Below are 23,508 nucleotides of genomic sequence, written 5' to 3' on the forward strand. Positions count from 1 at the left end.
TTCACTCTGCGTTGCGGCTCTGCAATCGACGCCTATCCCCGGCAAGACTAAATTCATCAACGGCCGCTAAAACCTTTGACGGCAGGATCGCCAGCCATTTCGCCTGTCTCGCGGAGCGAGGGACCCTTGTCGCGCAGCACCGGGCTTGCCCACATCATCCGTCACGATGACGGCACCGCTTCAGGTGTCTGGGGTCCCTACACGCTGCAGAGCGCCTTTCAGCCGATCTTCGCCTTCAAGGACGGCAAGCTCTCGATCGCAGCGTTCGAGGGGCTGATCCGGCCGTTTCGCGACGGCGAGCCGCAATCGCCGATGAACTTCTTCCGCACCTGTCCGGCCGGCGACCGCCTGCATATCGAGGCGCTGACGCGCACGCTGCATTTGCTCAATGCCGGCGCCTGCCTGCCGCAAGAGGCTTCGATCTTCGTCAATTTCGATCCGTCGGTGTTTACCGAGCGCTCCATCGCCGACAACGCGTTGCGCGACATGCGGCTGGTGCTGCACGAAGCCGGGATCGATCCGCGCCGCATCGTGTGCGAGGTGACCGAGCAGAAGTCGGCGTCGCAGGAAACGCTCTACAGCTTTGTCGAGGCGCTGCGGGCCAATGGCTTTCGCATTGCCGTCGACGATTACGGCGCCGATGAATCCGACATCAACCGCATCAAGGAGCTCAAGCCCGACATCGTCAAATTCGATGCGCACTGGATCACGCAGCTCATGGAATCGGGCGCCGGCTTTGCCCTCTTGACTGCCATGGTGACGAACTTCGAACTACAGGGCATCCGCACGGTGTTCGAAGGCATCGAGGAAGGCTGGCAGCTTGAATTGGCCGAGAAATCCGGCGCATCGATGGTGCAGGGCTTCGTGCTGGCGAAGCCGGAACTGGCGCCGACCAGCTTTCGCGCTTTCGGCAAGGATGGGCAGCCGTCTGTCGCGGCGGCCGAGCCTGGCAAGACGCCTGCCGGCCCGACTGCAGCGCCTCCGGCGCGGCCGGGCAGGGTGTTCGGGCGCAGGACCGGGCCATGACCGGGCAGCGCGAGAGGCGTCGCGATATCGGCGAAGCGATCTTTGCCGACGAGGTCGGCATCGAATACGGCGTCTACGGCGCGTTCCGGCTGAAGAGCGCCTACCAGCCGATCTTTGCGCCACGCGGTGGCGCGTTGGCCGCGGTTGCCGTCGAGGCGCTGATCGAACCGCAGCGCGCCTCCATGCCGGTTGCACCGGCCATGTTCTTCGACAGTGTTGCGCCGGGCGACCGCCTGTTTGTCGAGACGATGTGCCGGATGCTGCATCTGAAAAACTTCCGCAACATCGGCGTCGACGGGCTCGACCTGTTCTTCAATTACAATCCGATGATCAACGATCATCTCGGGCGGGCGCTGGCCGAGATCCGGCTGATGACGCGGCATCTCGGCGATCTCGACCTGCATGCCGCCATGCTGGTCTGCGAGATCACCGAACAGGCGGCCGACGATAATGTGCTGGCCCCGCTGGTGCGAGAGATGCGGCGCCACGGCATCCGCATCGCCATCGACGATTTCGGCACCGGCCACTCGACCGCGGAGCGGATGAGCCTGCTTCAACCGGATATTGTGAAGATCGACGGCGGCTGGTTCGCCGAATTCTGCCGCCACGCTGCCGCCGAGCGCTTCTTCCGGCCGCTCGTCTCGTCGCTGCACGATCGCGGCGCCAAGGTGCTGGTGGAAGGCATCGAGCAATCCGTGCATCTGCGCGTCGCGCTGGATGGCGGCGTCGACCTGCTACAGGGTTTCCATCTCGGCCGCCCGGCGCTGGCCGGCACGATCTTCAACCGGGAGCCGCTGTCGATCGAGGCGCTGCTTGGCGCCGACAACAAGGTGGTGCCGCTGCATCTGCGGCGCTGATTTGTGCTCGCGCTTGCCGCCGCTTCGCGGCTCGTTCCGGACCGGACGCCAACGGGCGCGATGCCCGGTTGGGCTTGCGGCCTTCGGCCGTAGCGCGCATTCAAAGAGGGCGAACTCGGCCCGCGTGAAGTTCAGCCAAAGCCTGCTCGGCAAACTTATCCAGCCGGCCAGCCTTGGCGTCCGCCTCGATCTGCATATCCCACACCTCTGCCTGATACGCTGCGAACCATTTGGTAAAGGCCTTTAGTTCTTTGGTGTTCAGGGCTGCGATGGATCTTTCAATCTGTTCGAGCTTGGTCATGGGGCGAAACTAGCATGGCCATCGTCCAATTCCAGACAAACAAAAAGGCGGGATAAATCCCGCCTTCCCATTTTCGGTAGCCTGATCGGAGCTTTAAGTCCGGGCCGGCAGCTATCTGCTGATCCAGCTTGTCGGGTCTTTCCGCTCCAGCGCGCTTCTCGCGCGACCGTCAGTACATCCGTGACTTGCCGCGCGCCCCGAACTCTCGTCCGGCGCGCGCTATCGCAAAATCAGGCTGCCTTGCTCAGAGAACCAGCGGACGACTTGCCTGTGCGGCGGTCCTGCTCGATCTCGAAGTTGATTTTCTGGCCTTCGACCAGGGTCGACAGTCCAGCGCGCTCAACAGCGGAGATGTGAACGAAAACGTCCGCACCGCCCGAATCAGGCTGAATGAAGCCGAAGCCCTTGGTGGCATTGAACCACTTGACCGTACCAGTTGCCATATGAATAGTCCTCGCATTTGCTTTGGTTTGACCGAACCGAGGTTCAGCCGGTTTGTATCGAGATTTTGGAGATAGACGTCAGCAAACGCGAAGATCGCGAGGCCCGGATCGATCGGCCGAAATATCAATGGAGCTGATATAGGCGGGTTTCGCACCAAAAACAAGATGGCTCGAAAAATGGCGTTGCGGTGGCGCCGCCCAAAGGCCGCCCCAATCGCATGAAAGCGTCGAGCAATCGGGAAGATCGGGACGCCCGACGGCGTTAGTCCGGTTTTGGGAGACTGTCATGAAAACGGTTGTGAAAACCATTCTGCTTGCCGCCTGCCTGACGCTGGCGGCCGCCGAGGCGCAGGCGATCTCGCGCTACGACCCCACTCGTATGAGCTGCGACAGGGTGCAAGGCACGATCGCCCGCCAGGGCGCGGTCATCCTGCGCTATCAGTCCAGGCGCGTGCCGGGGCTGCCGCTCTTCGACCGCTATGTGCAGAGCCAGCAATTCTGCAATGTCGGCGAGGTCAGAAAGCGCGCCTATGTGCCGAGCGCCGATACCGAATCCTGCCCGGTCTATCTCTGCAAGCGGGTCGAGAACGACCATTTTCACCGCCGCTTCCTGCGCCGTCATTAGGCATATTGATATTCAGGTGAGGCCGGCCTGCGAACGGTGGTCTTCTGCGCGTCCGGTGCCCACGTACATTAAGTACGCTCCGCTCCGGTTCTCGAAGACCATAGTTCTCGGTGCGGCCTGACCTGAATCTCAACATACCCAGCCGGCATACCATTCAAGCTCTTAGAACCCGAACGAGACCTGCGCCGCCGGCGGCGGGCCGACGCGCACGCCTTCCATGGCCAGCATCTTTTCCTTGGTGGCCGAGCCGCCGGGCGCCGAGAAGCCGCCGATCTTGCCGCCCGCGGCTAGAATCCGATGGCAGGGGATGACCAGCGGCACCGGGTTGGCGCCCAGCGCTGCCCCGGTTTCGCGCGGCAGGCCGGCTTGGCCGGCGCGCTTGGCCAGTTCGCCATAGGTGGTGGTTTCGCCGTAATGCAGTTTCCGCGCCGCGTCGTAGATGGCGAGACGGAAGTCGTCGACGCCGTCGAGATCGACCGGCACACCGGAGAAATCGACGTCCTCGCCTGACGCATACGCCTTGATCGAGGCGATCAGCTCGACCACCCATTGCGGCTGCCCAATGTTCGCAGTGGTATTGGCGGCAACACCGGCTTGCCGCATCAGCCGGCGCTCCACTGCTTCGCGGCTCCTTTCGGGCAGGCAGAGCCGGATCAGGCCCTTTTCGCTCCAGGCGATGCCCATGAAGCCGATCACTGTTTCTAACACTGCGTGGCCGGCTGTGATCGAAGATGCCGTTTCCATGATGCGCTCCTTTCCGCAAAGCGGCGAAAACCGGGATACCGACCGGTACATATGCAGAACAATATGGCATCTGAGCCCGGCTCTCGCCACCCGAAAACCACCAGATGGTCCCGATTGCCCACCAGGAATCGCTGGTGTAAGGACTTCTTAACAAACGACAAATCGGACCCGCGCGGCTTGCCAGCAAAATTCAACCTTTTCGCGATCTCTGTGATCGTCGGCGCAGCTGCCCTCAGCGGCTGCCAATCGACCTCGCAGATGAAGGCCACGCCTGCGCTGACCGAAACCGCGACCGCTGCCGGCAGCGATGCCGGCTTTACCGTGCCGCTGCCCGATACGGTTTCGGTGCTGCCGCAATCCTCGGGCTTAACACCCGTTCAGTCGGCCGAAGCGACGCCGGCCACGCCAGCGCTCGATGCCGCTGCGCAGCCGGTTGCCGCGACCGCGGCCTTTGCCGGCGCGACGCCCACGGCCCCGGCCGTGCCTGCGGTGATGGCCGCCAATGCTTGGCAGGCGCCTGCGCCCGCCAACGCCGGACAGCCGGTCGCGGCGCAATATACGACTGCCAGCCTTGTCATGCCGGCGACCGCCAAGGGCGGCCAGAACGCCATGCCCGGCGTGCAGCAGGTGGCCTATGTCGTGCCGCAGAACCCGGCTTCCTTGGGCCAGTTCCCCGCCGCGCCGCTCGGTCTCCCGGAAGAAGAGCATGCGACCGGCATGCGCGGCGACGTCGACCGGCTGATCCAGAAATACGCTGCTCTCTACGAGGTGCCGGTCGATCTGGTGCGCCACGTCGTCAACCGCGAAAGCACCTACAATCCCAAGGCTTACAATAACGGCCATTGGGGGCTGATGCAGATCAAGCACGCGACGGCGCGCGGCATGGGCTATGACGGGCCGGCCAAGGGCTTGTTCGACGCCGAAACCAATCTGAAATACGCGGTCAAATATCTGCGTGGCGCCTGGCTGGTGGCGGGTGGCAACGCCAAGAAGGCCGATTGGCTCTACCAGACCGGCTATTATTTCGACGCCAAGCGCAAAGGCCTGCTCGAGGCCACCGGCCTCGGTGTCGACCGCAAGCGCCGCCGGCTGCAGCCCGACGCCTGAGCGCGATGCCTGAACCGCGCCCGCCGGCTCCAAACGACATCCGGCTGCGCAAGATCCTCGACGAGACGCTCGTTGCACCGCACTGGCCGGACGGCTTTACCATGCGCTGCTTCGAACATGGTGACGCGCAGCCCTTGCATGCGCTTTTGACCGAGGTGTTCGAGGACGGCGCTGACGGCCCGTTCGACCAATGGTGGCCGCGCATATCCAGCGATGCCGAATTCGACCCGGCGCTGTGTTTCCTCGTCATCGACGCCAAGGGACGGCTGGCGGCGGCAGCGCTGTGCTGGACGAGGGCCTTTGTCAAGGACCTCGCGGTCCATCCCGAAGCGCGCGGCAAAGGCATTGGCGAAGCGCTGATGTGGCAGGCTTTCAACACCTTTCGCGATCGAGGCGCGGCCCATGTCGACCTCAAGACCAACACGGTCGAGAACGCCGCCGCGCTCCGGCTCTACGAGCGGCTGGGAATGATGCCTGTCGCATGGGAAGGGTAAGGGCTTTTTTCTTGCCGCAATTCCCTGGGGAAAACGCTACGCGCTTTTCCCGGGAAAACCGGTTCCCACCTTTCCTGGAATTGCTCGAGCGCTGTTGAAAACCTCCGGATTGTGAACTGCTTCACATTGGCCGCCGCAACCGGATGCTACCTCACCATCCATGCCTTTCGACCGATGGCGGATCGACGACTGGCAGATGTGGGGCGGCTGCACCGGCATGTGTTCAGCCACTCCTTGGCGGGTCCCAGGCGGGGGTTTGGGGCCCGCCAGTCGTTTTACGGCAGCCCTCAGATATCGGGCGCATTGCCGATCTTCTTTTTGAGCTCAAGCGCCCAGGCGCGGCCCTCGTCGCCGCCCCACAGCAGCCAGGCGATATGGCCGGCCGATGGATTGTCTTCATTGCCGTAATTCTTGCCGCGCTTGTCGACCTCGTGGCGGGCGAAATAGCTGACCATGCGGCGGATAGTGGATGGCGCCAGCTTTTCGCGGTTCTTGAGTTCCGTCGCCCGCACCACGCCGATCTCGGTGCCGCCCCGGCCGAATTCTCTTCGCAGCCTCAACCCCTTGGCGGCATTGTCGGCCACCACTTGCGGGCAGCGCAGATCGATCTCTTCATCCTCTTGCATGTGTCTCCCCAGCTCCGGAAATCTAACCTGCAGACGCAATACAGGGAAGTGCAACCGGCTCCCAATGCAGCGCCGTCCATTAGGATCAGCGCGCCATCGGCATCTGCGCGATCCTGTGGAACCTTATGGATTTCACGCCTGAGGGTCGGCCGAACTGGAACGAACAGCTGCAATATGGCGAGGCGTGCTGTCCTGAGGTTTGTCCGCCAGGGGCTCGGGACGGCTCTTCGGCAGATGGTCGCTGACGAATAGTTCTCCGGACGCAACCCTGCCGCCAATGCCGCGTTTGATTAGCCGAGGGAAATTTTCAAATCGGAGACTTCAGATGAAAACGCTTCTCACCATTGCCGCCGTCGCCTTGTTCGCCGGTGCCCCTGCCGCCCTTGCGGCCAACTCGACTGCGGTCGCGCCTGCCATGGCCGCCAGCAAGGTCGATACCCCAACCTTCGTCAAGACCGTGCCTAGTTCCAACGAATTCGAAATCCAGTCGAGCAAGCTCGCCGAGGAGAAATCCAAGGCGGCTGACGTCAGGAAATTCGCCAAGCAGATGGTCAAGGACCACACCAAAGCCGGCAAGGAGTTCAAGGCGGCGCTGAGCCAGGGCCAGACCACCGGTTCGACCAAAGCCGCGGGACCGGCCCTGCAGCCGAAGGAGCAGGCAATGCTCGACGAGTTGAAGAGCGCAAGCGGTAAGGATTTTGACGCCAAGTACATCCAGATGCAGACGGACGCGCACAAGGAGGCCGTTGCCCTGTTCAGCACCTATGTCAACTCGGGCGACGACCCGGCGATGAAGGAATTCGCCAAGAAGACGCTGCCGACGCTGAAGATGCACGAGAAGCACGTGAAGGAACTCGCGGCCGCGCATCAGGGTTGAGGGCTGGTGACTGGCCAGCAATAGCATTCTACGGCGCCCCCCTCTGTCCTGCCGGACATCTCCCCCACGAGTGGGGAGATCAGCAGCGTCGGCGCCGTGCATTTTCTTGCGGTGAAAATTGGCGAAGGCTGAGGCGACAGCCAATCTCCCTCCTTGTGGGGGAGATGTCCGGCAGGACAGAGGGGGGCGCCGTAGAGTGCGACGGCCGATGCCAGCCGTTGGCAAGGCATTGCGGCAAAGTGGCTCTGTGGCTGCGCCGGCAGTGACATACACTGCCGCCACCAATTCAATGGAGCTCCCATGCCCAAGATCGACCTGTCCACCGTGCCTGTCCGCAAGGGCTCCGGCTACCCCGCACCCTTCGACGCCCCTTGCGCCGAGCGCACACGCCACCGCCTCGGCGATGCCGGCGGCCTGACCGATTTCGGAGTCAACTTGATGACCCTGCCATCAGGCGGCTGGTCGAGCCAGCGCCACTGGCACAGCCATGAGGATGAGTTCGTCTATGTGCTGGAAGGCGAACTGGTGCTGGTCGAGGATGGCGGCGAGACGCTGCTCAAGGCCGGCGATAGTACTGCCTTCGCCAAGAACAGCGGCAACGGCCACCACATGATCAACCGCTCGTCCACAACGGCGCGCTATCTCGAGGTCGGCTCGCGCAATCCGGATGATCTCATCACTTGCTCCGACATCGACATGATGAGCCCGAGTTCGGATGGCAGGTTTCTGCACAAGGACGGGACGCTGTATCCGGGGCAGGGGTGAGGGCTGGACCATGCTTCGGCGCTGGTGTTCGCTGGGTGGGGGGATAAGTTCCTCACGATTAAAGGTGGCGCCGGCCCCCTCATCCGACCGCTTCGCGGCCACCTTCTCCCCGCTGGGGAGAAGAGGGAAGCGCTGGCGCTGACCGGCTCCTCTCCCCTCGGGGAGAGGTCAGCCGAGCGAAGCGGAGGCTGGTGAGGGGGCCTTGGCGCCAGCTTGGCAAACAAAGGGAGCATCACCGTGAAAAAAGAAGTCATCGAAGTGCCCGTCATGTCGGCCAAGGTACGGGCGCTCGGGCTGCCCTGCTCGACGGCGGTGAGGGCCAATGGCTTCGTGTTCATCTCGGCGACGCCGCCTGTGGACATGGTGACCGGCGAGATGGTGCGCGGCGACATCGAAACCCAGACCGAGGCGTCGCTGAAGGCGCTGAAGCATTGCCTGGAAGCGGCCGGCACCTCGCTGGACAATGTGGTGATGGTGCGCATCTACGCAGTCAATTCCGGCTTCTACAACGCCATCAACCGGGTCTATGCTAGGTATTTCAGCGTCAACCCGCCGGCGCGGAGTTTCGTGCCGGTGGCGTCATGGCCGATGGAGTTCGACATCGAGATCGAGTGTGTGGCAGTGGGGTGAGTTTTCCTCCTCCCTTGTGAGGGAAGCTGGATCGGCGCATCGTCAGCCTTTGCCTTCCGCCGCCCTCATCAAGCCAACTGGGGTCGCTGTACAGAAATCGGTCCCAAATTTTGTAGGTGTTATTGAATCACTTAAGCAAATTCACCAGCCTACATTTTTGGAGTTTTCTAAGCAGGTTGAAATTGTAGGTTGATCTGGAGAATCAGGTGTTGCCAGGCGCCGATGGACGCGTGGGCTGGGCGCAAGGTTTCCACAGAGGCGCGATGTTTGCTGGACCTGTGCCGTCCTTCGGCCTACCTTTTGTCTCCTCACAGTGAGAGATAGGCATATCGCCTACGCAAAATACTCTTGCAGCGGCCTGACCTCGAGGCTCCCCGCCTTCAGCGCCGCAATCGCCTCGGCCACTGCGGCAGCACCCGACAGCGTCGTGTAATACGGCACCTTCTGCATCAGCGTGGCGCGCCGCAGCGACTTGGAGTCCGACACCGCCTTCTGGCCGTCCGTGGTGTTGAAGACGATCTGGACCTGGCGGTTGCGGATGGCGTCTTCGATGTGGGGGCGGCCCTCCAGCACCTTGTTGATCTTCTGGGCGTCGACGCCGTTTTCGGCGAGGAAGCGGGCCGTGCCGGATGTCGCCAACACCTTGAAGCCCTGGCCGGCGAGGCGCTTGACCGCCGGCAGGATGCCGGCCTTGTCCTCGTCGCGCACCGATACGAACAGCGTGCCGGAACGCGGCAGGTCGACGCCGGCGCCGAGCTGGCTCTTGGCGAAGGCCAGCGCAAAATCGCGGTCGAGGCCCATGACCTCGCCGGTCGAGCGCATTTCCGGGCCAAGCAGGATGTCGACGCCGGGGAAGCGGGCGAAGGGGAAGACGGCTTCCTTGACGGCGATGTGGCCGGGGTTCCTGGGGTCGGGCATGGCGCCGTAATGGGCGAAGGCGTCTTCCAGCTTTTCGCCGGCCATGATGCGGGCCGCAATTTTCGCAATCGGACGCCCGATGGTCTTGGCGACGAAGGGCACGGTGCGCGATGCGCGCGGGTTGACCTCCAGCACATAGACCGTGCCGTCCTTGATCGCATACTGCACGTTCATCAGGCCGCCGACGTTGAGCGCGCGGGCAAGCGCCGCCGTCTGGCGCTCCAGCTCGTCGACCAGCTCGGAAGGCAGCGAGTGAACAGGGAGCGAGCAGGCGCTATCGCCGGAGTGGATGCCGGCCTCCTCGATGTGCTCCAGAATGCCCGACACGAAGGTCGACGTGCCGTCGCACAGGCAGTCGACATCGACCTCGATGGCGCCCGAGAGATAGGTGTCGAACAAAAGCGGGTTCTTGCCCAAGAGCGTGTTGATCTGGCCGGTCTTGTCGTTGGGGTATTTCTGCTTGATGTCCTCCGGCACCAGGCCGGGCACGGTGTCGAGCAGATAGGATTGCAGCATGCCCTCGTCATGGATGATCTGCATGGCGCGGCCGCCGAGCACGTAGGAGGGGCGTACCACCAGCGGGAAGCCGAGCTCGCCGGCGACGAGGCGGGCCTGCTCGACCGAATAGGCGATGCCGTTCTTCGGCTGGGTCAGGTTGAGCTTGTGCAGCAGCTTCTGGAAACGGTCGCGGTCTTCGGCGAGATCGATCATGTCGGGTGACGTGCCCAGGATAGGGATGCCGGCCTTCTCCAGCGCATCGGCCAACTTCAGCGGCGTCTGGCCGCCGAACTGGACGATGACGCCGACCAGTTCGCCCGAGGCCTGTTCGGCGCGCAGGATCTCCAACACGTCTTCGGCCGTCAGCGGCTCGAAATAGAGCCGATCGGAGGTGTCGTAGTCGGTCGAGACCGTCTCGGGGTTGCAGTTGATCATGATCGCTTCATAGCCGGCGTCGCGCAGAGCGAAGGCGGCATGGCAGCAGCAATAGTCGAACTCGATGCCCTGGCCGATGCGATTGGGACCGCCGCCGAGGATGACGACTTTTTTTCGCGACGACACTTGCGCTTCATTGGCCAGCGCGCCGGCGAAGGGCACTTCATAGGTCGAGTACATATAGGCGGTGGGCGAGGCGAACTCGGCGGCGCAGGTGTCGATGCGCTTATAAACTGGATGAACGTCGAGCTTTTCGCGAACCTTTTGAATCACTTCGGCGTCGGTCTTCGTCAGCGACGCGAGGCGGGCATCGGAGAAGCCCATCGCCTTCAGCATGCGCAGATTGACGGCGTCTTGCGGAATGCCGTGCTCGCGGATGCGGGCTTCCATGGCAACGATGCCGGCGATCTGTTCGAGGAACCACGGGTCGATCTTGCACATTGCGTGCACGTCTTCCAGCGAGGTGCCCATGCGGATCGCCTGCGCCACCATGCGCAGCCGGTCGGGCGTCGGCGTGCCGAGCGCTGCGCGGATGGCGTTGCGGTCGTCGGCGTGGTTGGCAGCTACGGCGCCGTGGCCGAGGCCGGGGATCTCGATCTCGTCGAGGCCGGTCAGGCCGGTCTCCAGGCCACGCAAAGCCTTCTGCAGCGATTCCTGGAAGGTGCGGCCGATGGCCATGACTTCGCCGACCGACTTCATGGCGGTGGTCAGCACCGGCTCGGCGCCGGGGAATTTCTCGAAGGCAAAGCGCGGGATTTTGGTGACGACGTAATCGATCGACGGCTCGAACGAAGCAGGCGTGGCGCCGCCGGTGATGTCGTTCTCCAGCTCGTCCAGCGTGTAGCCGACGGCAAGCTTGGCCGCGATCTTGGCGATGGGGAAGCCGGTCGCCTTCGAAGCCAAGGCGGAACTGCGCGAGACGCGCGGGTTCATCTCGATGACGACGAGGCGGCCATCGGCCGGATTGACGGCGAACTGCACATTGGAGCCGCCGGTCTCGACGCCGATCTCGCGCAGCACCGCGAGCGAGGCGTTGCGCATCATCTGGTATTCCTTGTCGGTCAGCGTCAGGGCAGGGGCGACGGTGATGCTGTCACCAGTATGCACGCCCATCGGGTCGATGTTCTCGATCGAGCAGACGATGATGCAATTGTCCGCCTTGTCGCGGACGACCTCCATCTCATATTCCTTCCAGCCGAGCACGCTTTCCTCGATCAGCACTTCGGTGGTCGGCGAGGCGTCGAGGCCGGACTGGACGATGTCGTAGAATTCGGCACGGTTGTAGGCGATGCCGCCGCCGGTGCCGCCCATGGTGAAGGACGGGCGGATGATGGCTGGCAGGCCGACATGGTCGAGCGCCTGCGCGGCGATCGCCATGCCATGGCTGATGTAGCGCTGCTTGCGGTCGCCTTCGCCGAGGTTCCAGCGGGTTTCCAGCGCGTCGAGCGCGGCATCGAGGTCGGCAGGCGCCTCGGCCTTGACGGCGGCGCGCTCGGCCTCATGGGTCTTGCGGTCGGCGTTCTTGACGTCGGTGGCATTGGCCAGCATCGACTTCGGCGTTTCCAGGCCGATCTTCTTCATCGCCTCGCGAAACAGCGCCCGGTCCTCAGCCTTGTCGATCGCCGTGGCGTCGGCGCCGATCATCTCGACATTGTAGCGCTCGAGCACGCCCATGCGGCGCAGCGACAGAGCGGTATTGAGCGCGGTCTGGCCGCCCATGGTCGGCAGCAGCGCGTCGGGCCGCTCCTTGGCGATGATCTTGGCGACGACTTCAGGCGTGATCGGCTCGATATAGGTGGCGTCGGCCAGTTCCGGGTCGGTCATGATGGTGGCCGGGTTGGAATTGACCAGGATGACGCGGAAGCCCTCTTCCTTCAGCGCCTTGCAGGCCTGTGTGCCGGAATAGTCGAACTCGCAGGCCTGGCCGATGACGATGGGGCCGGCCCCGATGATCAGGATCGACTTGATGTCGGTGCGTCTTGGCATCGTTGTGAGTTCCGTTCGGCGAGCGGCTTGCACGAAAAACCGGGACGGGAAGACCCGGCCGGTTGTGCTTGCGATTCTGGTATCAGGCTAGGAGGGCCTTATAGGGAAGAGTTTTGGGAGATGTAACCCCGAAAATGAGGCTAGGCAGTAGGGATTAGGCAGTAGGGATCAGGCAGCAGGGATTAGGCAGGAGCGAGGTTAAGGCGCCTATTGCCCATTCCCTACTGCCTGACACCTAATCCCCCAGCGCGAGCTGATCCGTAATCTCAAACCGCTCGGCAGCGCCGATCCGGATCATGTTGAGGCTGCCTTCCCTTGTGAAGCGGAACTCGCTGGGCGAATCCGAGTTGGCCGGCATCCCGGCAGAGAAGGAGATGACGCGGGTGCCGCCATCGGGCCAGGTCACGGTGATATCGGCCTTGTCAGTGCCCTTGTGGACGATGTTGACGGCGCAGCGGGTCATCGGCTGGCCGACATAGCGCGCGCAGGGGATGTCGGCGGTGGCGCCGGGGGCGGGCGGGGGTTCCAGCCGTGCAACGGTTTGCGTAGCGGTCGCAGCTTTGGCCTGGTCTGGCCGTGGCGTCGGGGATAGTACCCCCGGCGCGGACGCTGTATCCGGCGCTGCTCCCGCAGACGCGGCGGCGGCGAGTTCCGGCGTCCCTGTGGCCTCCGTTGCCGGAGCCTCTGTGGCAGGGATTTCATCCGTCGGCGGACTTTCATTCGCTGCGAAGGCAAGGCCGTAAGCATCCTGCATGGCGGTCCTGCCGATCTCGGCGGCGGACTTCGGCGCGCCTGGATTCGTGCCGCCAAGGCGCTCCGTCAGGTCGAGTGGAGCCGGCGCGGGTGCAGCCGGGGTGGGTGGAGCCTGAGTGGGTGCAGCCGGAGCGGCAGAGGCGGCGGGTGCAGTCGTCCGGGGCGCTGCGGCCACGTCGGCCGGCTGCGTCGACATGTCGGGCGCGAGCGTCGGGCCGCCGGCTTCAGCGCTGGCGGTCACCTGGGGCGGCGCGGCGTCAACTTCGACCACGGTCGGATTGTCGGGGATAAGATAGCGCGCGGGCGCCCAGCCTTTGACCAGTGGATTGTCGATCTCCTCGACCTTGCACCAGCGGTGGCCGTCCACTTCGTTGCAGCCGAAATTCCTGACGCTCGAGCCGATCGGCAGGCGCGCCTGAGTTCTGCCCACAGGCGACGGCGTGGCGCGGATGTTGAGGAGATCGCCTGGGCCGAGCTCGGTCACGATGGAAACGATGTCGGCAGGCGCGTCCTCGGCATTGGCCGGCAAGCTCACCAACAACGGGCCCACCACCAACGGACCCGCCAACAACCGGGCTGCCCGCAGGAGCGGAGCGCCAGTCAGTCGATGCAAAATGGTTCGGATTGTGCGCCTCATCATTTGGCCGTGCGCCGATTACCCTTGCGGCAGCAGTCCTGCCGTATGCCAAGGCGGTTTTATAAGGGACGATACGCGGCCATGTAAGTCTGAAAATGCGTCCGATGTTTGGTGCCGCGAGGCCGAGGCAGGGCGCAGCCATGCGGTCAAGCGGAGCCTTGCCAAGAGGGTTTGGGCATGAAGCCGGTCCTCAGCGCATGCGCCCATTCCGGTCGGCCCGCCTGTGCGGCCTGTCTCGCCGCCGCTTCGTGGTCGTAGTCGACGGCGATGGTCTCAAAACGGTCGGGTTCTTCGCCATCCAAGGTGAGGATGCCGTAGCGCGCATGCGGGCTGCCTTGCTCCGAAACGTGCGCCGGGGGCGTGTCATCTTCATAGGCGGGGGCGCCGACGCTGCCGGGATTGAAGAGGATGGGGCCGCCGGGGATACGGACCAGTTCCGCGCGGTGGCTGTGGCCGCACAGCACGATGCGGCAGGCCGGGTCCAGCGCCTGCAACCGCCGCTGAATAGCGGCAAGCGGCGCGCGCACCAGTTGGCCATCGACGATCGCGTCGAGCAGGTATTTCTCGTCATGGTCGGGCCGCGCATGGAAAGCGACCACGCCGGGAACAATCTCCAGCGTGAAGGGCAGGGCGAGCAGGGCTTCGCGCTGCGTCTCCGTCAGCCGCTCCTGGGCGTACCGGTCAGAAGCCCACATCGTATCGTCGGCCGGATCGACGGCGACGCGGCGGTCATGGTTGCCGCGCACCGTCGGCAGGTCGAGCGCTTCGAGCCGCTCGAACGTCTCGCGCGGCCACAGTGGGCCGGAGACGCAATCGCCCAGGTTGACGGTGAGATCGGCGCCGCCGCGTCTCTCGAGATCGGCGAGGACGGCATCCAGCGCCAGCACATTGCCATGGATATCGGCGAGAACGGCAATGCGCATGCGAGGGCTCCCTTGATGCAGCCCGTTGAGGCTTGCGGCCCGGCTTCCTATCAAGCCGCTGCCTTCATTATCAAGCCCTTGAGGCCGTTCGAGACAGCCGGGAGCTGGCTATCGCGGAAGCACTCCATCTGCTAGCGTCCATGACGTTCCAGAGTTCATCAGGGGGAGGACAGGCGATGACCCGCGACCAGATGGTTGCCCACCTCCGCGCCGCCAATAACGTCGCGCGCGAGACTGCCGCGCATGGGCACCATCCTTTCGGCTGCGTGCTCGTCGGCCCCGACGATCGCATCCTGATGCGGCAAGGAAACATCAACACCGTGCGCCATGCAGAAACCGAGCTCTCCCGGCGTGCCTCGGACGCCTATCCGCCGGATTTCCTCTGGTCCTGCACGCTGGTCACAACCGGCGAGCCCTGTGCGATGTGCACGGGAACGCTGTACTGGGCCAATATCGGCCGGCTGGTCTACGGCTTCGAGGAGACCAAGCTTCTCGCGCTGACCGGCAACCACGCGGAGAATCCGACGATGAACCTCTCGTCGCGCACAGTCTTCGGCTCCGGGCAGAAGCCGGTCGAGGTCCACGGCCCTTTCCCCGAGATGGACGAGGAACTCCTCGCCCCGCATATCGGTTTTTGGCAGCGCTAGGAGCGGCCTGACTTCGGCACCAGCTACGCCGGCATTTCGATGTCGTGGCCGCCGACGATGGGTAGAGCCGGGTCATCTCCGGCCGCCGCAATCACGCTGTCGAGCAGGCCGGGGAAGCGGGCGTCGAGGTCGGCGCGGCGCAGCGTGATCATCCGGTTGGTGCCGGCCACTTCGGCGCGGGTGACGCCGGCCTCGCGCAGTTTGGCCAGGTGATAGCTGAGATTGGTCTTGGAGCCGAGGTCGAGGAACCGGCTGCAGTTCAGCGGCACGCCTTCCTTGCTGGCGAGATAGCGCACGATGGCGAGCCGGGTCGGGTCGCCAAGCACGCCGAGCACAACCGGCAGGCTGATCTGGTCTGTATTGGGGTGCGGCAAAGTCATGGCCCGAAACTAAGCACAGTCGGTGGCGATTTCAACGCGTCGATCTTTCGCGGGCATGCACAGTCCGTTTCGCGATTGGCCCAATGGCTGTCCTGACACAGGGCTGTCAGCAGGCTTCAGCTATTTTCACCTGGCTTCATTGACATCATGTCCTGTTATGTCCAATTGTTCAATAAGTTTTGAACTAAGGACACGCCCTATGGACAAGCGCCTCTTCTGGCTTGCGCTCGGATCGTTCACGATCTCGACCGAAGGCTTCGTCATCTCCAGCCTGCTGCCTGATATCGCCACCGACGCCCGCATTTCCATTCCGCTCGCCGGCACCCTGATCACCGCCTTCGCGCTGGCTTACGCCATCGGCACGCCGATCCTGGCAACGCTGACCGGCGAATGGGACCGGCGCCGCGTCATCTTGTGGACGCTGGCGTTCTTCGTCATCGGCAATGTGGTGGCGGCGCTGAGCTCGTCCTTCGAGCTGCTGCTCATTGCCCGCATCATCATGGCGCTGTCGTCAGGCCTGTTTGCCGCGACCGCTCAAGGCACGGCGGTGGCGCTGGTCGATGACCACCACCGGGCGCGGGCCATTGCAGTCGTCGTCGGCGGAACCACGGTGGCGGTTGCGCTGGGTGCACCGCTCGGCGCGCTGGTTGCCACGATAGCCGGCTGGCGCGGGACCTTCTTTGCCATTGCCGGGCTCGGCGCGCTGGTCGGCGCCATCCTGTGGTACCGGCTGCCGCGCGGAATTGTCGGCACCAAGCTGCCGCTCAGGCGGCGGCTGGCTGCGGCGCTGCGCCCCGGCGTCATGCCGATCCTGCTGACCACCGCTCTTGCCCTGATCGGCGCCTTCTCGGTGTTTTCCTATATCGCGCCGCTGGCCATCCAGAGCGGCGGCCTCAGCCCGATTGCGCTGCCCGGCATGCTGCTCGCCTTCGGTGTCGGCGCCGTCATCGGCAACATAGCCGGCGGCCAGGCGGCCGACCGTTTTGGTGCGACGCGCACCGTCGGCTGGTCGCTGGCGCTGAGCGCCGTCATGCTGGTGATGCTCTCGGTCATCCCGACCTTCCTGCCGCAGCATCTCGCCGGGCCGGCATTGATGGCCATGATGGTGCCGTGGGGCATGGTTGGCTGGGCATTTCCGCCGGCGCAGGCCAGCCGCATCATCAAGCTGGCGCCCGACGCCGCCCCGATCGTGCTGTCGCTCAACGCTTCGGCGCTCTATCTCGGCGTGGCGCTGGGTGCGGTGGTCGGCGGCGCCGTGCTGCGCTACGGCGTGCCGGCCGACCTCGGCCTGGTCGCCGCCATCTTCCCGCTGATCGGGCTTGGCGTGGTGCTGGCCGGCCGCTGGGCGGCCCGGCCGGTCGCCATGCCGGCGGAATAGACCTTTGCAAATCACTGGCGGCCGCTCTTTCAGCTTGAAGGGGCGGCCGCGGGCACGTCGTAGTCCAGCGCCGCGACTTCATCCAGCATAGCGCGCAGATCTGCCGCTCGTTGCGGGCCGACCAGCGCCTCGAAGCGCTGCTGGGCAATGGTCCACAATTTCGTCGTCTCCTCGAGCTTGGCCTGGCCTTGCGGCGTCAGCCGCACCCGCTTGACGCGGCGGTCGTCCTTGTCGGCGAAGGTGTCGACATAGCCGTCGCGGATCAGCGGCTTCAGCGTATGGCCGAGCGCCGAGAGATCCATGACCATCGCTTCGGCTATCGTGCCCATCGCCGGCTCGTTGCTGACATGGATCTGGTAGAGCAGGCCGTACTGCGTGCCCTTCAGACCCGAAGGCGAGATTACATCGTCATAGAAGCGGCCGAGCTTGCGCGCGGCCCGCCGAAGCGTGGCGTTGTTGCAAAGGCTAAATCCCGGCAGCGCGGTCTTGGTCATCACGACTCCTTGCCGGCAAAACCGCTGCCGGCCTGCCGCAGAAATAGTTTCTGCCGCCTCCGTTGACAAGATGGTGGCATATGCCTACTTCCGGGAAAGTGGCATATGCAACTAATTAGAAATCAGGCCGGGGCGAGGGTCATCGACCTGTCTCGCCGGGCAGAAAAAAGGAACAAGACAATGAGTGGACAGGACAACAAGGGTACCGCAGTCGTCACCGGCGCATCGGCCGGCATAGGTGCTGTCTATGCCGACCGGCTGGCCGGGCAGGGCTACGATCTGGTGCTGGTGGCGCGGCGCGCCGACCGACTGGAGGAACTGGCTGAAAAGCTGCGTTATGCCTACAAGCGCAAGGTCAGCGTGATATCAGCCGATCTTGCTGACGACAATGATGTGCGCCGGGTCGAGCAAGCGATCGCAGCCGACGATAGCGTCACGCTGCTGGTCAACAATGCCGGTATCGGCGGCCAGCAGGTGGTGGCAACGGCCGACGCCGACGAGGCCGAGCGCATGATCAAGGTCAACGTCATCGCCTTGACCCGCCTGACCCGCGCCGTTCTGCCGGGGCTTCTTGCGCGCAACCGCGGCGCCATCGTCAACATCGCCTCCGTGCTCGCCTATGATACCTCGTTCGGCGGCATCTACAGCGGCACCAAGGCCTATGTCGTCAACTTCACCGAGGCCCTGCACCGCGAAGTCGCCGGCACCAATGTGAAGGTGCAGGCGGTGCTGCCGGGCGCGACCCGGACCGATTTCTGGGAGCTTGCCGGCGGTGATATCGACAATCTGCCGAAGGAGATCATCATGTCCGCCGACGATATGGTCGATGCCGCGCTTGTGGGCCTATCCAGGGGCGAAGCCGTCACCGTGCCGGCACTTGCCGACACAGCCAAGCTGGACACGTTCCTCGGCGCAAGGCAAGTCTTCTACGGCAGCCTGCACGCCGACAAGCCGGCTGCCCGCTACGCGGCTTGAGGAGAGAGCTGGTTCGCTTCGCGAACCAGGACCCCCACCCCGCTCACTACGTTCGCGGCCCTCCCCACAAGGGGGAGGGTAAAGTGCGCGCTCCCCTACCTCCCCTTTGTGGGGAGGTCGGACCGCAGGTCCGGGTGGGGGGTACTGGCGCCGACCTCTGCGTTTACGCTCCCCGCCACATCGGTATGATCGATGCAGCCAGCACCAGCGCCAGCACGATGTTGAGCGCGCGCCATTGCCATTCGGTCTCGAGCAGCCGTGCCAGCACCATGCCCGCCACGCACCAGATCGACAGCGAGACGGCTGCAGTGAGGCCGAAGGTCGAGCCGAGCAGCAGCGCGAGTTGTCCCGGCCCGTCGGCAAGGGCTGCGAACGAGGCCGCCGCCCCCAGTCCCATCGCCCAGCCCTTCGGGTTCATCCATTGAATGCCGGCGCCGCCGAAGAAGCTGTTGGGTTTTGCCATCGCCACATCGAGATTGGGCGGCCCGGCGCGGCCGATCTTGATTGCCAGCCAGATGAGATAGAGCGAGCCGATGATTTTCATCGCCAGTTGCAGCGAAGGCATAGCCAGCAGCAGACCGGCGAGCCCGGCGGCGGCAGCAGCGGTCACGGTGGCGAGGCCGGCAGCGCTGCCGATCAATAGGGGAACGGAACGGCGAAAACCGAACTGTGCACCTGAGGCAGTCGACAGGGTGGTGGCGATGCCGGGCGTGACGGTGGCCACGAAGGCAAACAGGATGAGCGGAAAGATGGGCTGCAACATGAGGCGTCCTTCATCAAAAGCCCAATGGTAGACTTCCGCATACTTCAGTAAATGCAATGTTTGCGATGGTTGGCATTAGCAGATATAATGCCAACCATGATCCGCAACCTCGACACAGCGCTGATCCGCACCTTCGTCACTGTCGCCGACAAGGCCAGCATGACGGCGGCGGCGAACGCGCTGCATCTGACGCAAGGCGCCGTAAGCCAGCAGATCAAGCGGCTGGAAGAAGCGCTCGGCTGCAGCCTGTTCGAGCGCGACCGGCGTGGCTTGCGGCTGACGCGGCCCGGCGAGCGGCTGTTCGGCAAGGGCAAACGGTTGCTTGGCCTCAATGACGAGATCTGGGCCGAGATGGCGGGCACCGAGGTCGCCGGCCAGGTGCGGCTCGGTGTTCCCTATGACCTTGTCGGCACTTTGCTGGCGCCGGTGCTGAAGGCCTATGCCGAGACCTATCCGCAGGTCGAGATTTCACTGCTCTGTGCGGCTTCGCCGGACCTTGCCGCGGCCCTCGCGGCCGGCACCATCGACCTTGCCGTCATCGAGGAACGGGTCGGCCCGTCGGCCGGTGAGTGCCTGACCATTGACCGGCTGGTCTGGGTGGGGGCCAAGGGCGGCGTCGCCCGCGCCAAGCGGCCGCTGCCGGTGTCGATCGTCGCCGACACCTGCGCCTTCCGCCCGGTGGTGCTGTCGGCGCTGAACGAGCACGGGCTGGAATGGCGCACCGTGTTCGAGAACGGCAACATCGACGCCACGACCGCGACGGTGCGCTCCGACCTTGCCGTCACCGCCTGGCTGGCCTCCACCGTGCCCGCCGACCTCGACATCCTGCCTTTCGATGCCGGGCTGCCGCCGCTGCCGAATTTTTCCATCAATCTGCATTTGCCGAAGTACGGCACGGCGCCGGCAGCGCAGGAGTTCGCGCGGTATATCCGGGGTGGGTTGGCACGGCGGGCTGTGGCGGCTTGACAGAACTTGCATTTCCTCTCCCCCGTCGATCGGGGGAGAGGAAAGGTGCCAAGCCTGTCCCTGTCACTTCCAGTTCTTACGGCGCTCGAGCTCGGCCTCTGACGGCTCTTGCGTGGCGAACGACCCGACCTTGACCTCACCCCCGCGTTCGTAGGTCGCCATGATGACGCCGGTGGTGGTAGCCTGCGACTTGACGAGCTTGAAAGCGGCCGGCATCGCACCACCATCGAACAGCCGCTTGCCCTTGCCCAGCAGCAGCGGGAAGATCATCAGCCGGATTTCGTCGATCAGACCGTTGGCCAGCAAGGTCTGGATCAGTTCGCTCGAACCCTGGATGAGCAGGTCAGGCCCATCTTCCTTCTTGAGGCGGCGCAACGCCGCGACGATATCTTCCTCAAGCCATTGCGTGTTCTCCCAGGTGAGCGAATCCGGCCGATGTGTCGCCACATATTTGATCGCGGGGTTGAAGACGTCTCCGATCGCATCTTTCTGGTACGGCCAGTACGCGGCGAAGATGTCGTAGGTTCTGCGGCCGAGCAGCAGGGCGAAGGGCTTGGAGAACAATTCCTCCATGGCCACGCCCGCCACCTCGTCGAAGTAGTGGAACGTCCAGCCGCCGAACTCGAAGCCGCCAACCGGGTCTTCTTCCGGGCCGCCTGGCGCCTGCATGACGCCATCGAGGCTGACGAAGGTGGCGGCGATGATCTTTCGCATTGGATTTTCCTTTTCCAGGATCCGCGCCGTCAGGGCCGGATTTCTATCTAAGGACGGACAGGCCTGCGGCCGCCCGACAGGCGTTGGCAAAAAAACGCTGCCGGCCGACAAGAGTACCTACCGCCGTCGCCCGCCGCCAAGCGCCTGCGACGAAAACCAGACATCGCCGATGATGGCGGTGGCGGTCCGGTCCGGCGCCCTGTCTGATGTCAGCCAGATCGAACGGCTGCGCGCGGCCTTCTGGAGGTCGGGGATTTTGGCCGCCGAACCGGCGACCGAGGCGCCGACGCAGGGGATGAACCACGAGCGCATGAAGGGGTCGCAGGCAAAACCTTGTTTGGTGCGGGTCACCATCACGGCCAGGCCGACGCTCTGGGACGGGCGCCAGGGAAAGATCATGCGGCCACCGGGTTTCAGCGCCCGCAGCCAGGCAGCCGGCGGTGCGACGACACCGGCATTGACATAGATGATGTCGGACGGCGGCACATCGCCGGTGACGGCATCGCCGTGGATGACGCTTACATTGCCGTAGGTCTCGAGATTCTTTGTCGCTCTGGCAGCAAGATCGGCCTCCATTTCGAAGGCGGTCACCGGGCCGGGCGCAACCAGCCGGGCCAGCAAGGCGGTGTAGTAGCCGGTGCCGGCGCCGATATGGGTGACGGCCTCGTCCGGTCTGGGAGCGATCCTGCCTATCCACATGGCGTGCAGGGAGGGTTCGCCATTGTTGATGCCCTTGTCGGCATCGAGCGCCACCAGCACGTCCTGATAGATGTGAACAGGATCGGCGCTCGGCGTCATGATCTTGCCGTTGCCGGTGGTGAGCGCCCTGCCGGCGACTACCGCCCAGGGTCCGGGACCGAGAAAAGCCTCGCGCGGAACGGTGGCGAACGCCTCTTCGAGGCGCGGATCGGCCGAGCCGGCATTGGCCGCCATCAGCTGCGCGTAAAATTTCCTGGCGTCTTCGACACTTGTCATGATGGCCGGTAAGATAGCGCAAGCCACCGGTTTGTCGCCGTCTTGAGCAATTCCAGGAAAAGTGTGAGGCGGCTTTCCGCCCGGAATTGCGTCAAAACAAGAGATAGAGCAGTTCGCCGTTTCGGCGAAACGGCGAACTGCTCCAGAAGAAACTCAGCCGACGCCGAAGACGGTGTCGTAGAGCAGCTTGAAGTTGAGCACCAGGATGACCGCCGCGACGACCCAGGCGAGGACCGCCACGCCGCGGGGAATGGCAAGGTTGCCCATCTTCTTCTTGTCGGAGACGAACTGCACCAGCGGGATGACCGCGAAGGGCAGCTGCATCGACAGTACCACCTGGCTGAAGACCAGCAACTGGCCGGTGCCCTTTTCGCCATAGAGCGCGGTGACGACCACCACCGGGACGATGGCGATGCCGCGCGTCAGCAGCCGGCGCGCCCATTGCGGAATGCGCAGGCGCAAAAAGCCTTCCATGACGATCTGGCCGGCAAGCGTTGCCGTAACCGTCGAGTTGAGGCCGGAGGCCAGCAGCGCCACCGCAAACAGGATGGAGGCGATGCCGAGGCCGAGCAGTGGCGACAAGAGCTCGAAGGCTTGGCCGATCTCGGCGACATCCTGATGGCCGGTGCCATGGAAGGCCACCGCCGAGACGATCAGGATCGAGGCGTTGACGAACAGCGCCAGGACGAGCGCGATGGTCGAGTCCGTCGTCGCCCATTTAATGGCGTCGCGCTTGCCTTTTTCGGTCCGTTCATAGGCGCGTGTCTGTACGATCGAGGAGTGCAGGTAGAGATTGTGCGGCATCACCGTGGCGCCGATGATGCCGATGGCGATGTATAGCATCGCCGGATTGGTGACGATCTCCGTCGACGGCACGAACATCGAATGCAGGATCGAGCCGACCGGAGGGGCAGCGGCAAAGATCTGGATGGCGAAACAGCCGAAGATGATGATCAGAAGCGCGATGACGAAGGCTTCGAGATAGCGGAAACCCTTGTTCATCAAGAGCAGCACGATGAAGGCGTCGAGCGCCGTCAGCAACGCGCCGCCGATCAGCGGAATGCCGAACAGAAGCTGCAGCGCGATCGCCGTGCCGATCACCTCGGCGAGGTCGCAGGCGATGATGGCGAGTTCGCAGGCGATCCACAGCACGAAACTGACGGGACGCGGATAATAGGCGCGGCAGGCCTGGGCGAGGTCGCGGCCGGTGGCGATGCCAAGCCGGGCGGCAAGCGCCTGCAGCAGGATCGCCATCAGGTTGGACAGCATGATGATGAACAATAGCGTGTAGCCGAACTGGGCGCCGCCGGCGAGGTCGGTGGCCCAGTTGCCCGGATCCATATAGCCGACCGAGACCATGTAGCCCGGTCCCATGAAGGCGAACAGGCGACGGAACCAGACGCCGGACTGTGGCACCGCGATCGTGGAGTTCACCTCGCGCAGGCTGGGAGGATTGTCCTCCGGCCTGTCAAATCGCCAGGATGATCCCAAGGTAGCGTCAGCTTCGGACATGGAGGGCTTTCCACTGGGTGGATCGGTTGACGTCATCCTATCTATGCCAGGGCTCAACA

Annotated in this window: 25 protein-coding genes; 12 read left to right on the forward strand and 13 right to left on the reverse strand. The window is 64.1% G+C overall.

What is annotated here, in order from left to right:
* Positions 1-126 precede the first annotated feature (126 nt).
* The gene (locus NLY42_RS15080; RefSeq protein WP_023728195.1) at positions 127-1,026 is read left to right on the forward strand and encodes an EAL domain-containing protein; all 900 of its coding nucleotides are present in this window, start codon (positions 127-129) and stop codon (positions 1,024-1,026) included.
* On the forward strand, positions 1,023-1,883 hold the full coding sequence (locus NLY42_RS15085) for an EAL domain-containing protein (protein WP_023689726.1): 861 nt from the start codon (positions 1,023-1,025) through the stop codon (positions 1,881-1,883). The genes NLY42_RS15080 and NLY42_RS15085 overlap by 4 nt, the downstream gene beginning before the upstream one ends.
* Positions 1,884-1,983: 100 nt before the next feature.
* Here the strand turns inward: NLY42_RS15085 and NLY42_RS15090 are convergent, their stop codons facing one another.
* Positions 1,984-2,184 carry a hypothetical protein gene (locus NLY42_RS15090; RefSeq protein ID WP_023671961.1) on the reverse strand — a complete coding sequence of 67 codons (201 nt, stop codon included), beginning with the start codon at positions 2,182-2,184 and terminating at the stop codon, positions 1,984-1,986.
* 230 nt (positions 2,185-2,414) lie between these two features.
* Positions 2,415-2,627, reverse strand: a complete 213-nt coding sequence (locus NLY42_RS15095) for a cold-shock protein (RefSeq protein WP_015316174.1) — start codon at positions 2,625-2,627, stop codon at positions 2,415-2,417.
* 298 nt (positions 2,628-2,925) lie between these two features.
* Here NLY42_RS15095 and NLY42_RS15100 point away from each other — a divergent pair, with 298 nt between their 5' ends.
* Entirely contained in the window at positions 2,926-3,252 is a 327-nt protein-coding gene (locus tag NLY42_RS15100; RefSeq protein ID WP_023695754.1) for a hypothetical protein, read from the forward strand.
* Between the two features lie 162 nt (positions 3,253-3,414).
* Here NLY42_RS15100 and NLY42_RS15105 read toward each other — a convergent pair whose 3' ends face one another.
* The gene (locus NLY42_RS15105; RefSeq protein WP_023754551.1) at positions 3,415-3,996 is read right to left on the reverse strand and encodes a methylated-DNA--[protein]-cysteine S-methyltransferase; all 582 of its coding nucleotides are present in this window, start codon (positions 3,994-3,996) and stop codon (positions 3,415-3,417) included.
* A gap of 177 nt (positions 3,997-4,173) precedes the next feature.
* Between NLY42_RS15105 and NLY42_RS15110 the strand changes: the two genes are divergently transcribed.
* Together NLY42_RS15110 and NLY42_RS15115 are read left to right on the forward strand one after the other, a co-directional pair.
* Positions 4,174-5,103 carry a lytic transglycosylase domain-containing protein gene (locus tag NLY42_RS15110; protein WP_023754550.1) on the forward strand — a complete coding sequence of 310 codons (930 nt, stop codon included), beginning with the start codon at positions 4,174-4,176 and terminating at the stop codon, positions 5,101-5,103.
* A 5-nt stretch (positions 5,104-5,108) separates the two neighbouring features.
* Positions 5,109-5,597, forward strand: coding sequence for a GNAT family N-acetyltransferase (locus NLY42_RS15115; protein WP_023754549.1), 489 nt, complete (start codon positions 5,109-5,111; stop codon positions 5,595-5,597).
* 287 nt (positions 5,598-5,884) lie between these two features.
* On the opposite strand, the gene NLY42_RS15120 is transcribed toward NLY42_RS15115, so the two are convergent.
* Positions 5,885-6,223 (reverse strand): hypothetical protein, encoded by a 339-nt coding sequence (locus NLY42_RS15120; RefSeq protein ID WP_023754548.1) that lies wholly within the window; start codon positions 6,221-6,223, stop codon positions 5,885-5,887.
* Between the two features lie 325 nt (positions 6,224-6,548).
* Between NLY42_RS15120 and NLY42_RS15125 the strand changes: the two genes are divergently transcribed.
* The 3 genes from NLY42_RS15125 (at position 6,549) to NLY42_RS15135 (ending at position 8,495) form a co-directional block, all read left to right on the forward strand.
* Entirely contained in the window at positions 6,549-7,100 is a 552-nt protein-coding gene (locus tag NLY42_RS15125) for a DUF4142 domain-containing protein (RefSeq protein WP_023754547.1), read from the forward strand.
* A gap of 300 nt (positions 7,101-7,400) precedes the next feature.
* Positions 7,401-7,865, forward strand: a complete 465-nt coding sequence (locus NLY42_RS15130) for a cupin domain-containing protein (protein ID WP_023754546.1) — start codon at positions 7,401-7,403, stop codon at positions 7,863-7,865.
* Between the two features lie 237 nt (positions 7,866-8,102).
* Positions 8,103-8,495, forward strand: a complete 393-nt coding sequence (locus NLY42_RS15135) for a Rid family hydrolase (RefSeq protein ID WP_023672419.1) — start codon at positions 8,103-8,105, stop codon at positions 8,493-8,495.
* Positions 8,496-8,828: 333 nt separating this feature from the next.
* On the opposite strand, the gene carB is transcribed toward NLY42_RS15135, so the two are convergent.
* The 3 genes from carB to NLY42_RS15150 all read right to left on the reverse strand — a co-directional run bounded on the left by carB (position 8,829) and on the right by NLY42_RS15150 (position 14,645).
* Positions 8,829-12,332 (reverse strand): carbamoyl-phosphate synthase large subunit, encoded by a 3,504-nt coding sequence (gene carB, locus NLY42_RS15140; protein ID WP_023754545.1) that lies wholly within the window; start codon positions 12,330-12,332, stop codon positions 8,829-8,831.
* 235 nt (positions 12,333-12,567) lie between these two features.
* Positions 12,568-13,620, reverse strand: a complete 1,053-nt coding sequence (locus tag NLY42_RS15145) for an SH3 domain-containing protein (RefSeq protein ID WP_348528059.1) — start codon at positions 13,618-13,620, stop codon at positions 12,568-12,570.
* Positions 13,621-13,868: 248 nt separating this feature from the next.
* The gene (locus tag NLY42_RS15150; RefSeq protein ID WP_023754543.1) at positions 13,869-14,645 is read right to left on the reverse strand and encodes a metallophosphoesterase family protein; all 777 of its coding nucleotides are present in this window, start codon (positions 14,643-14,645) and stop codon (positions 13,869-13,871) included.
* A 176-nt stretch (positions 14,646-14,821) separates the two neighbouring features.
* On the opposite strand from NLY42_RS15150, the gene NLY42_RS15155 reads away from it, so the two are divergent.
* On the forward strand, positions 14,822-15,292 hold the full coding sequence (locus NLY42_RS15155) for a nucleoside deaminase (protein WP_023754542.1): 471 nt from the start codon (positions 14,822-14,824) through the stop codon (positions 15,290-15,292).
* 23 nt (positions 15,293-15,315) lie between these two features.
* On the opposite strand, the gene NLY42_RS15160 is transcribed toward NLY42_RS15155, so the two are convergent.
* Positions 15,316-15,672 carry an ArsR/SmtB family transcription factor gene (locus tag NLY42_RS15160; protein ID WP_023683780.1) on the reverse strand — a complete coding sequence of 119 codons (357 nt, stop codon included), beginning with the start codon at positions 15,670-15,672 and terminating at the stop codon, positions 15,316-15,318.
* Positions 15,673-15,871: 199 nt separating this feature from the next.
* Between NLY42_RS15160 and NLY42_RS15165 the strand changes: the two genes are divergently transcribed.
* Positions 15,872-17,050: an MFS transporter gene (locus NLY42_RS15165; protein WP_023683782.1), complete on the forward strand. Its 1,179-nt coding sequence runs from the start codon at positions 15,872-15,874 to the stop codon at positions 17,048-17,050.
* 29 nt (positions 17,051-17,079) lie between these two features.
* Here NLY42_RS15165 and NLY42_RS15170 read toward each other — a convergent pair whose 3' ends face one another.
* Positions 17,080-17,544, reverse strand: coding sequence for a MarR family winged helix-turn-helix transcriptional regulator (locus NLY42_RS15170; RefSeq protein WP_023754541.1), 465 nt, complete (start codon positions 17,542-17,544; stop codon positions 17,080-17,082).
* Positions 17,545-17,724: 180 nt separating this feature from the next.
* Between NLY42_RS15170 and NLY42_RS15175 the strand changes: the two genes are divergently transcribed.
* Positions 17,725-18,519, forward strand: coding sequence for an SDR family NAD(P)-dependent oxidoreductase (locus NLY42_RS15175; RefSeq protein ID WP_023754540.1), 795 nt, complete (start codon positions 17,725-17,727; stop codon positions 18,517-18,519).
* Positions 18,520-18,682: 163 nt separating this feature from the next.
* Here NLY42_RS15175 and NLY42_RS15180 read toward each other — a convergent pair whose 3' ends face one another.
* The gene (locus NLY42_RS15180; RefSeq protein ID WP_023672428.1) at positions 18,683-19,282 is read right to left on the reverse strand and encodes a LysE family translocator; all 600 of its coding nucleotides are present in this window, start codon (positions 19,280-19,282) and stop codon (positions 18,683-18,685) included.
* A gap of 87 nt (positions 19,283-19,369) precedes the next feature.
* Here NLY42_RS15180 and NLY42_RS15185 point away from each other — a divergent pair, with 87 nt between their 5' ends.
* On the forward strand, positions 19,370-20,248 hold the full coding sequence (locus tag NLY42_RS15185) for a LysR family transcriptional regulator (RefSeq protein ID WP_502882135.1): 879 nt from the start codon (positions 19,370-19,372) through the stop codon (positions 20,246-20,248).
* A 63-nt stretch (positions 20,249-20,311) separates the two neighbouring features.
* On the opposite strand, the gene NLY42_RS15190 is transcribed toward NLY42_RS15185, so the two are convergent.
* The 3 genes from NLY42_RS15190 to NLY42_RS15200 all read right to left on the reverse strand — a co-directional run bounded on the left by NLY42_RS15190 (position 20,312) and on the right by NLY42_RS15200 (position 23,449).
* The gene (locus tag NLY42_RS15190) at positions 20,312-20,962 is read right to left on the reverse strand and encodes a dihydrofolate reductase family protein (RefSeq protein ID WP_023754538.1); all 651 of its coding nucleotides are present in this window, start codon (positions 20,960-20,962) and stop codon (positions 20,312-20,314) included.
* Positions 20,963-21,079: 117 nt separating this feature from the next.
* Complete coding sequence (locus NLY42_RS15195; protein WP_023754537.1) at positions 21,080-21,937, reverse strand: protein-L-isoaspartate O-methyltransferase family protein; 858 nt, start codon at positions 21,935-21,937, stop codon at positions 21,080-21,082.
* A 153-nt stretch (positions 21,938-22,090) separates the two neighbouring features.
* Positions 22,091-23,449: an Nramp family divalent metal transporter gene (locus NLY42_RS15200; protein WP_023672432.1), complete on the reverse strand. Its 1,359-nt coding sequence runs from the start codon at positions 23,447-23,449 to the stop codon at positions 22,091-22,093.
* Positions 23,450-23,508: the final 59 nt, after the last annotated feature.

Origin of the sequence: Mesorhizobium sp. C372A (genome assembly GCF_030323245.1) — a bacterium.
Lineage (GTDB): Bacteria > Pseudomonadota > Alphaproteobacteria > Rhizobiales > Rhizobiaceae > Mesorhizobium.

Bases quoted from the DNA above. Each gene is read 5' to 3' on its own strand.
- NLY42_RS15085 (WP_023689726.1), top strand. From the start codon at position 1,023: ATGACCGGGCAGCGCGAGAGGCGTCGCGATATCGGCGAAGCGATCTTT.
- NLY42_RS15090 (WP_023671961.1), bottom strand. From the start codon at position 2,184: ATGACCAAGCTCGAACAGATTGAAAGATCCATCGCAGCCCTGAACACC.
- NLY42_RS15095 (WP_015316174.1), bottom strand. From the start codon at position 2,627: ATGGCAACTGGTACGGTCAAGTGGTTCAATGCCACCAAGGGCTTCGGC.
- NLY42_RS15105 (WP_023754551.1), bottom strand. From the start codon at position 3,996: ATGGAAACGGCATCTTCGATCACAGCCGGCCACGCAGTGTTAGAAACA.
- NLY42_RS15115 (WP_023754549.1), top strand. From the start codon at position 5,109: ATGCCTGAACCGCGCCCGCCGGCTCCAAACGACATCCGGCTGCGCAAG.
- NLY42_RS15120 (WP_023754548.1), bottom strand. From the start codon at position 6,223: ATGCAAGAGGATGAAGAGATCGATCTGCGCTGCCCGCAAGTGGTGGCC.
- NLY42_RS15125 (WP_023754547.1), top strand. From the start codon at position 6,549: ATGAAAACGCTTCTCACCATTGCCGCCGTCGCCTTGTTCGCCGGTGCC.
- NLY42_RS15130 (WP_023754546.1), top strand. From the start codon at position 7,401: ATGCCCAAGATCGACCTGTCCACCGTGCCTGTCCGCAAGGGCTCCGGC.
- carB (WP_023754545.1), bottom strand. From the start codon at position 12,332: ATGCCAAGACGCACCGACATCAAGTCGATCCTGATCATCGGGGCCGGC.
- NLY42_RS15150 (WP_023754543.1), bottom strand. From the start codon at position 14,645: ATGCGCATTGCCGTTCTCGCCGATATCCATGGCAATGTGCTGGCGCTG.
- NLY42_RS15155 (WP_023754542.1), top strand. From the start codon at position 14,822: ATGACCCGCGACCAGATGGTTGCCCACCTCCGCGCCGCCAATAACGTC.
- NLY42_RS15160 (WP_023683780.1), bottom strand. From the start codon at position 15,672: ATGACTTTGCCGCACCCCAATACAGACCAGATCAGCCTGCCGGTTGTG.
- NLY42_RS15165 (WP_023683782.1), top strand. From the start codon at position 15,872: ATGGACAAGCGCCTCTTCTGGCTTGCGCTCGGATCGTTCACGATCTCG.
- NLY42_RS15170 (WP_023754541.1), bottom strand. From the start codon at position 17,544: ATGACCAAGACCGCGCTGCCGGGATTTAGCCTTTGCAACAACGCCACG.
- NLY42_RS15175 (WP_023754540.1), top strand. From the start codon at position 17,725: ATGAGTGGACAGGACAACAAGGGTACCGCAGTCGTCACCGGCGCATCG.
- NLY42_RS15180 (WP_023672428.1), bottom strand. From the start codon at position 19,282: ATGTTGCAGCCCATCTTTCCGCTCATCCTGTTTGCCTTCGTGGCCACC.
- NLY42_RS15185 (WP_502882135.1), top strand. From the start codon at position 19,370: ATGCCAACCATGATCCGCAACCTCGACACAGCGCTGATCCGCACCTTC.
- NLY42_RS15190 (WP_023754538.1), bottom strand. From the start codon at position 20,962: ATGCGAAAGATCATCGCCGCCACCTTCGTCAGCCTCGATGGCGTCATG.
- NLY42_RS15195 (WP_023754537.1), bottom strand. From the start codon at position 21,937: ATGACAAGTGTCGAAGACGCCAGGAAATTTTACGCGCAGCTGATGGCG.
- NLY42_RS15200 (WP_023672432.1), bottom strand. From the start codon at position 23,449: ATGTCCGAAGCTGACGCTACCTTGGGATCATCCTGGCGATTTGACAGG.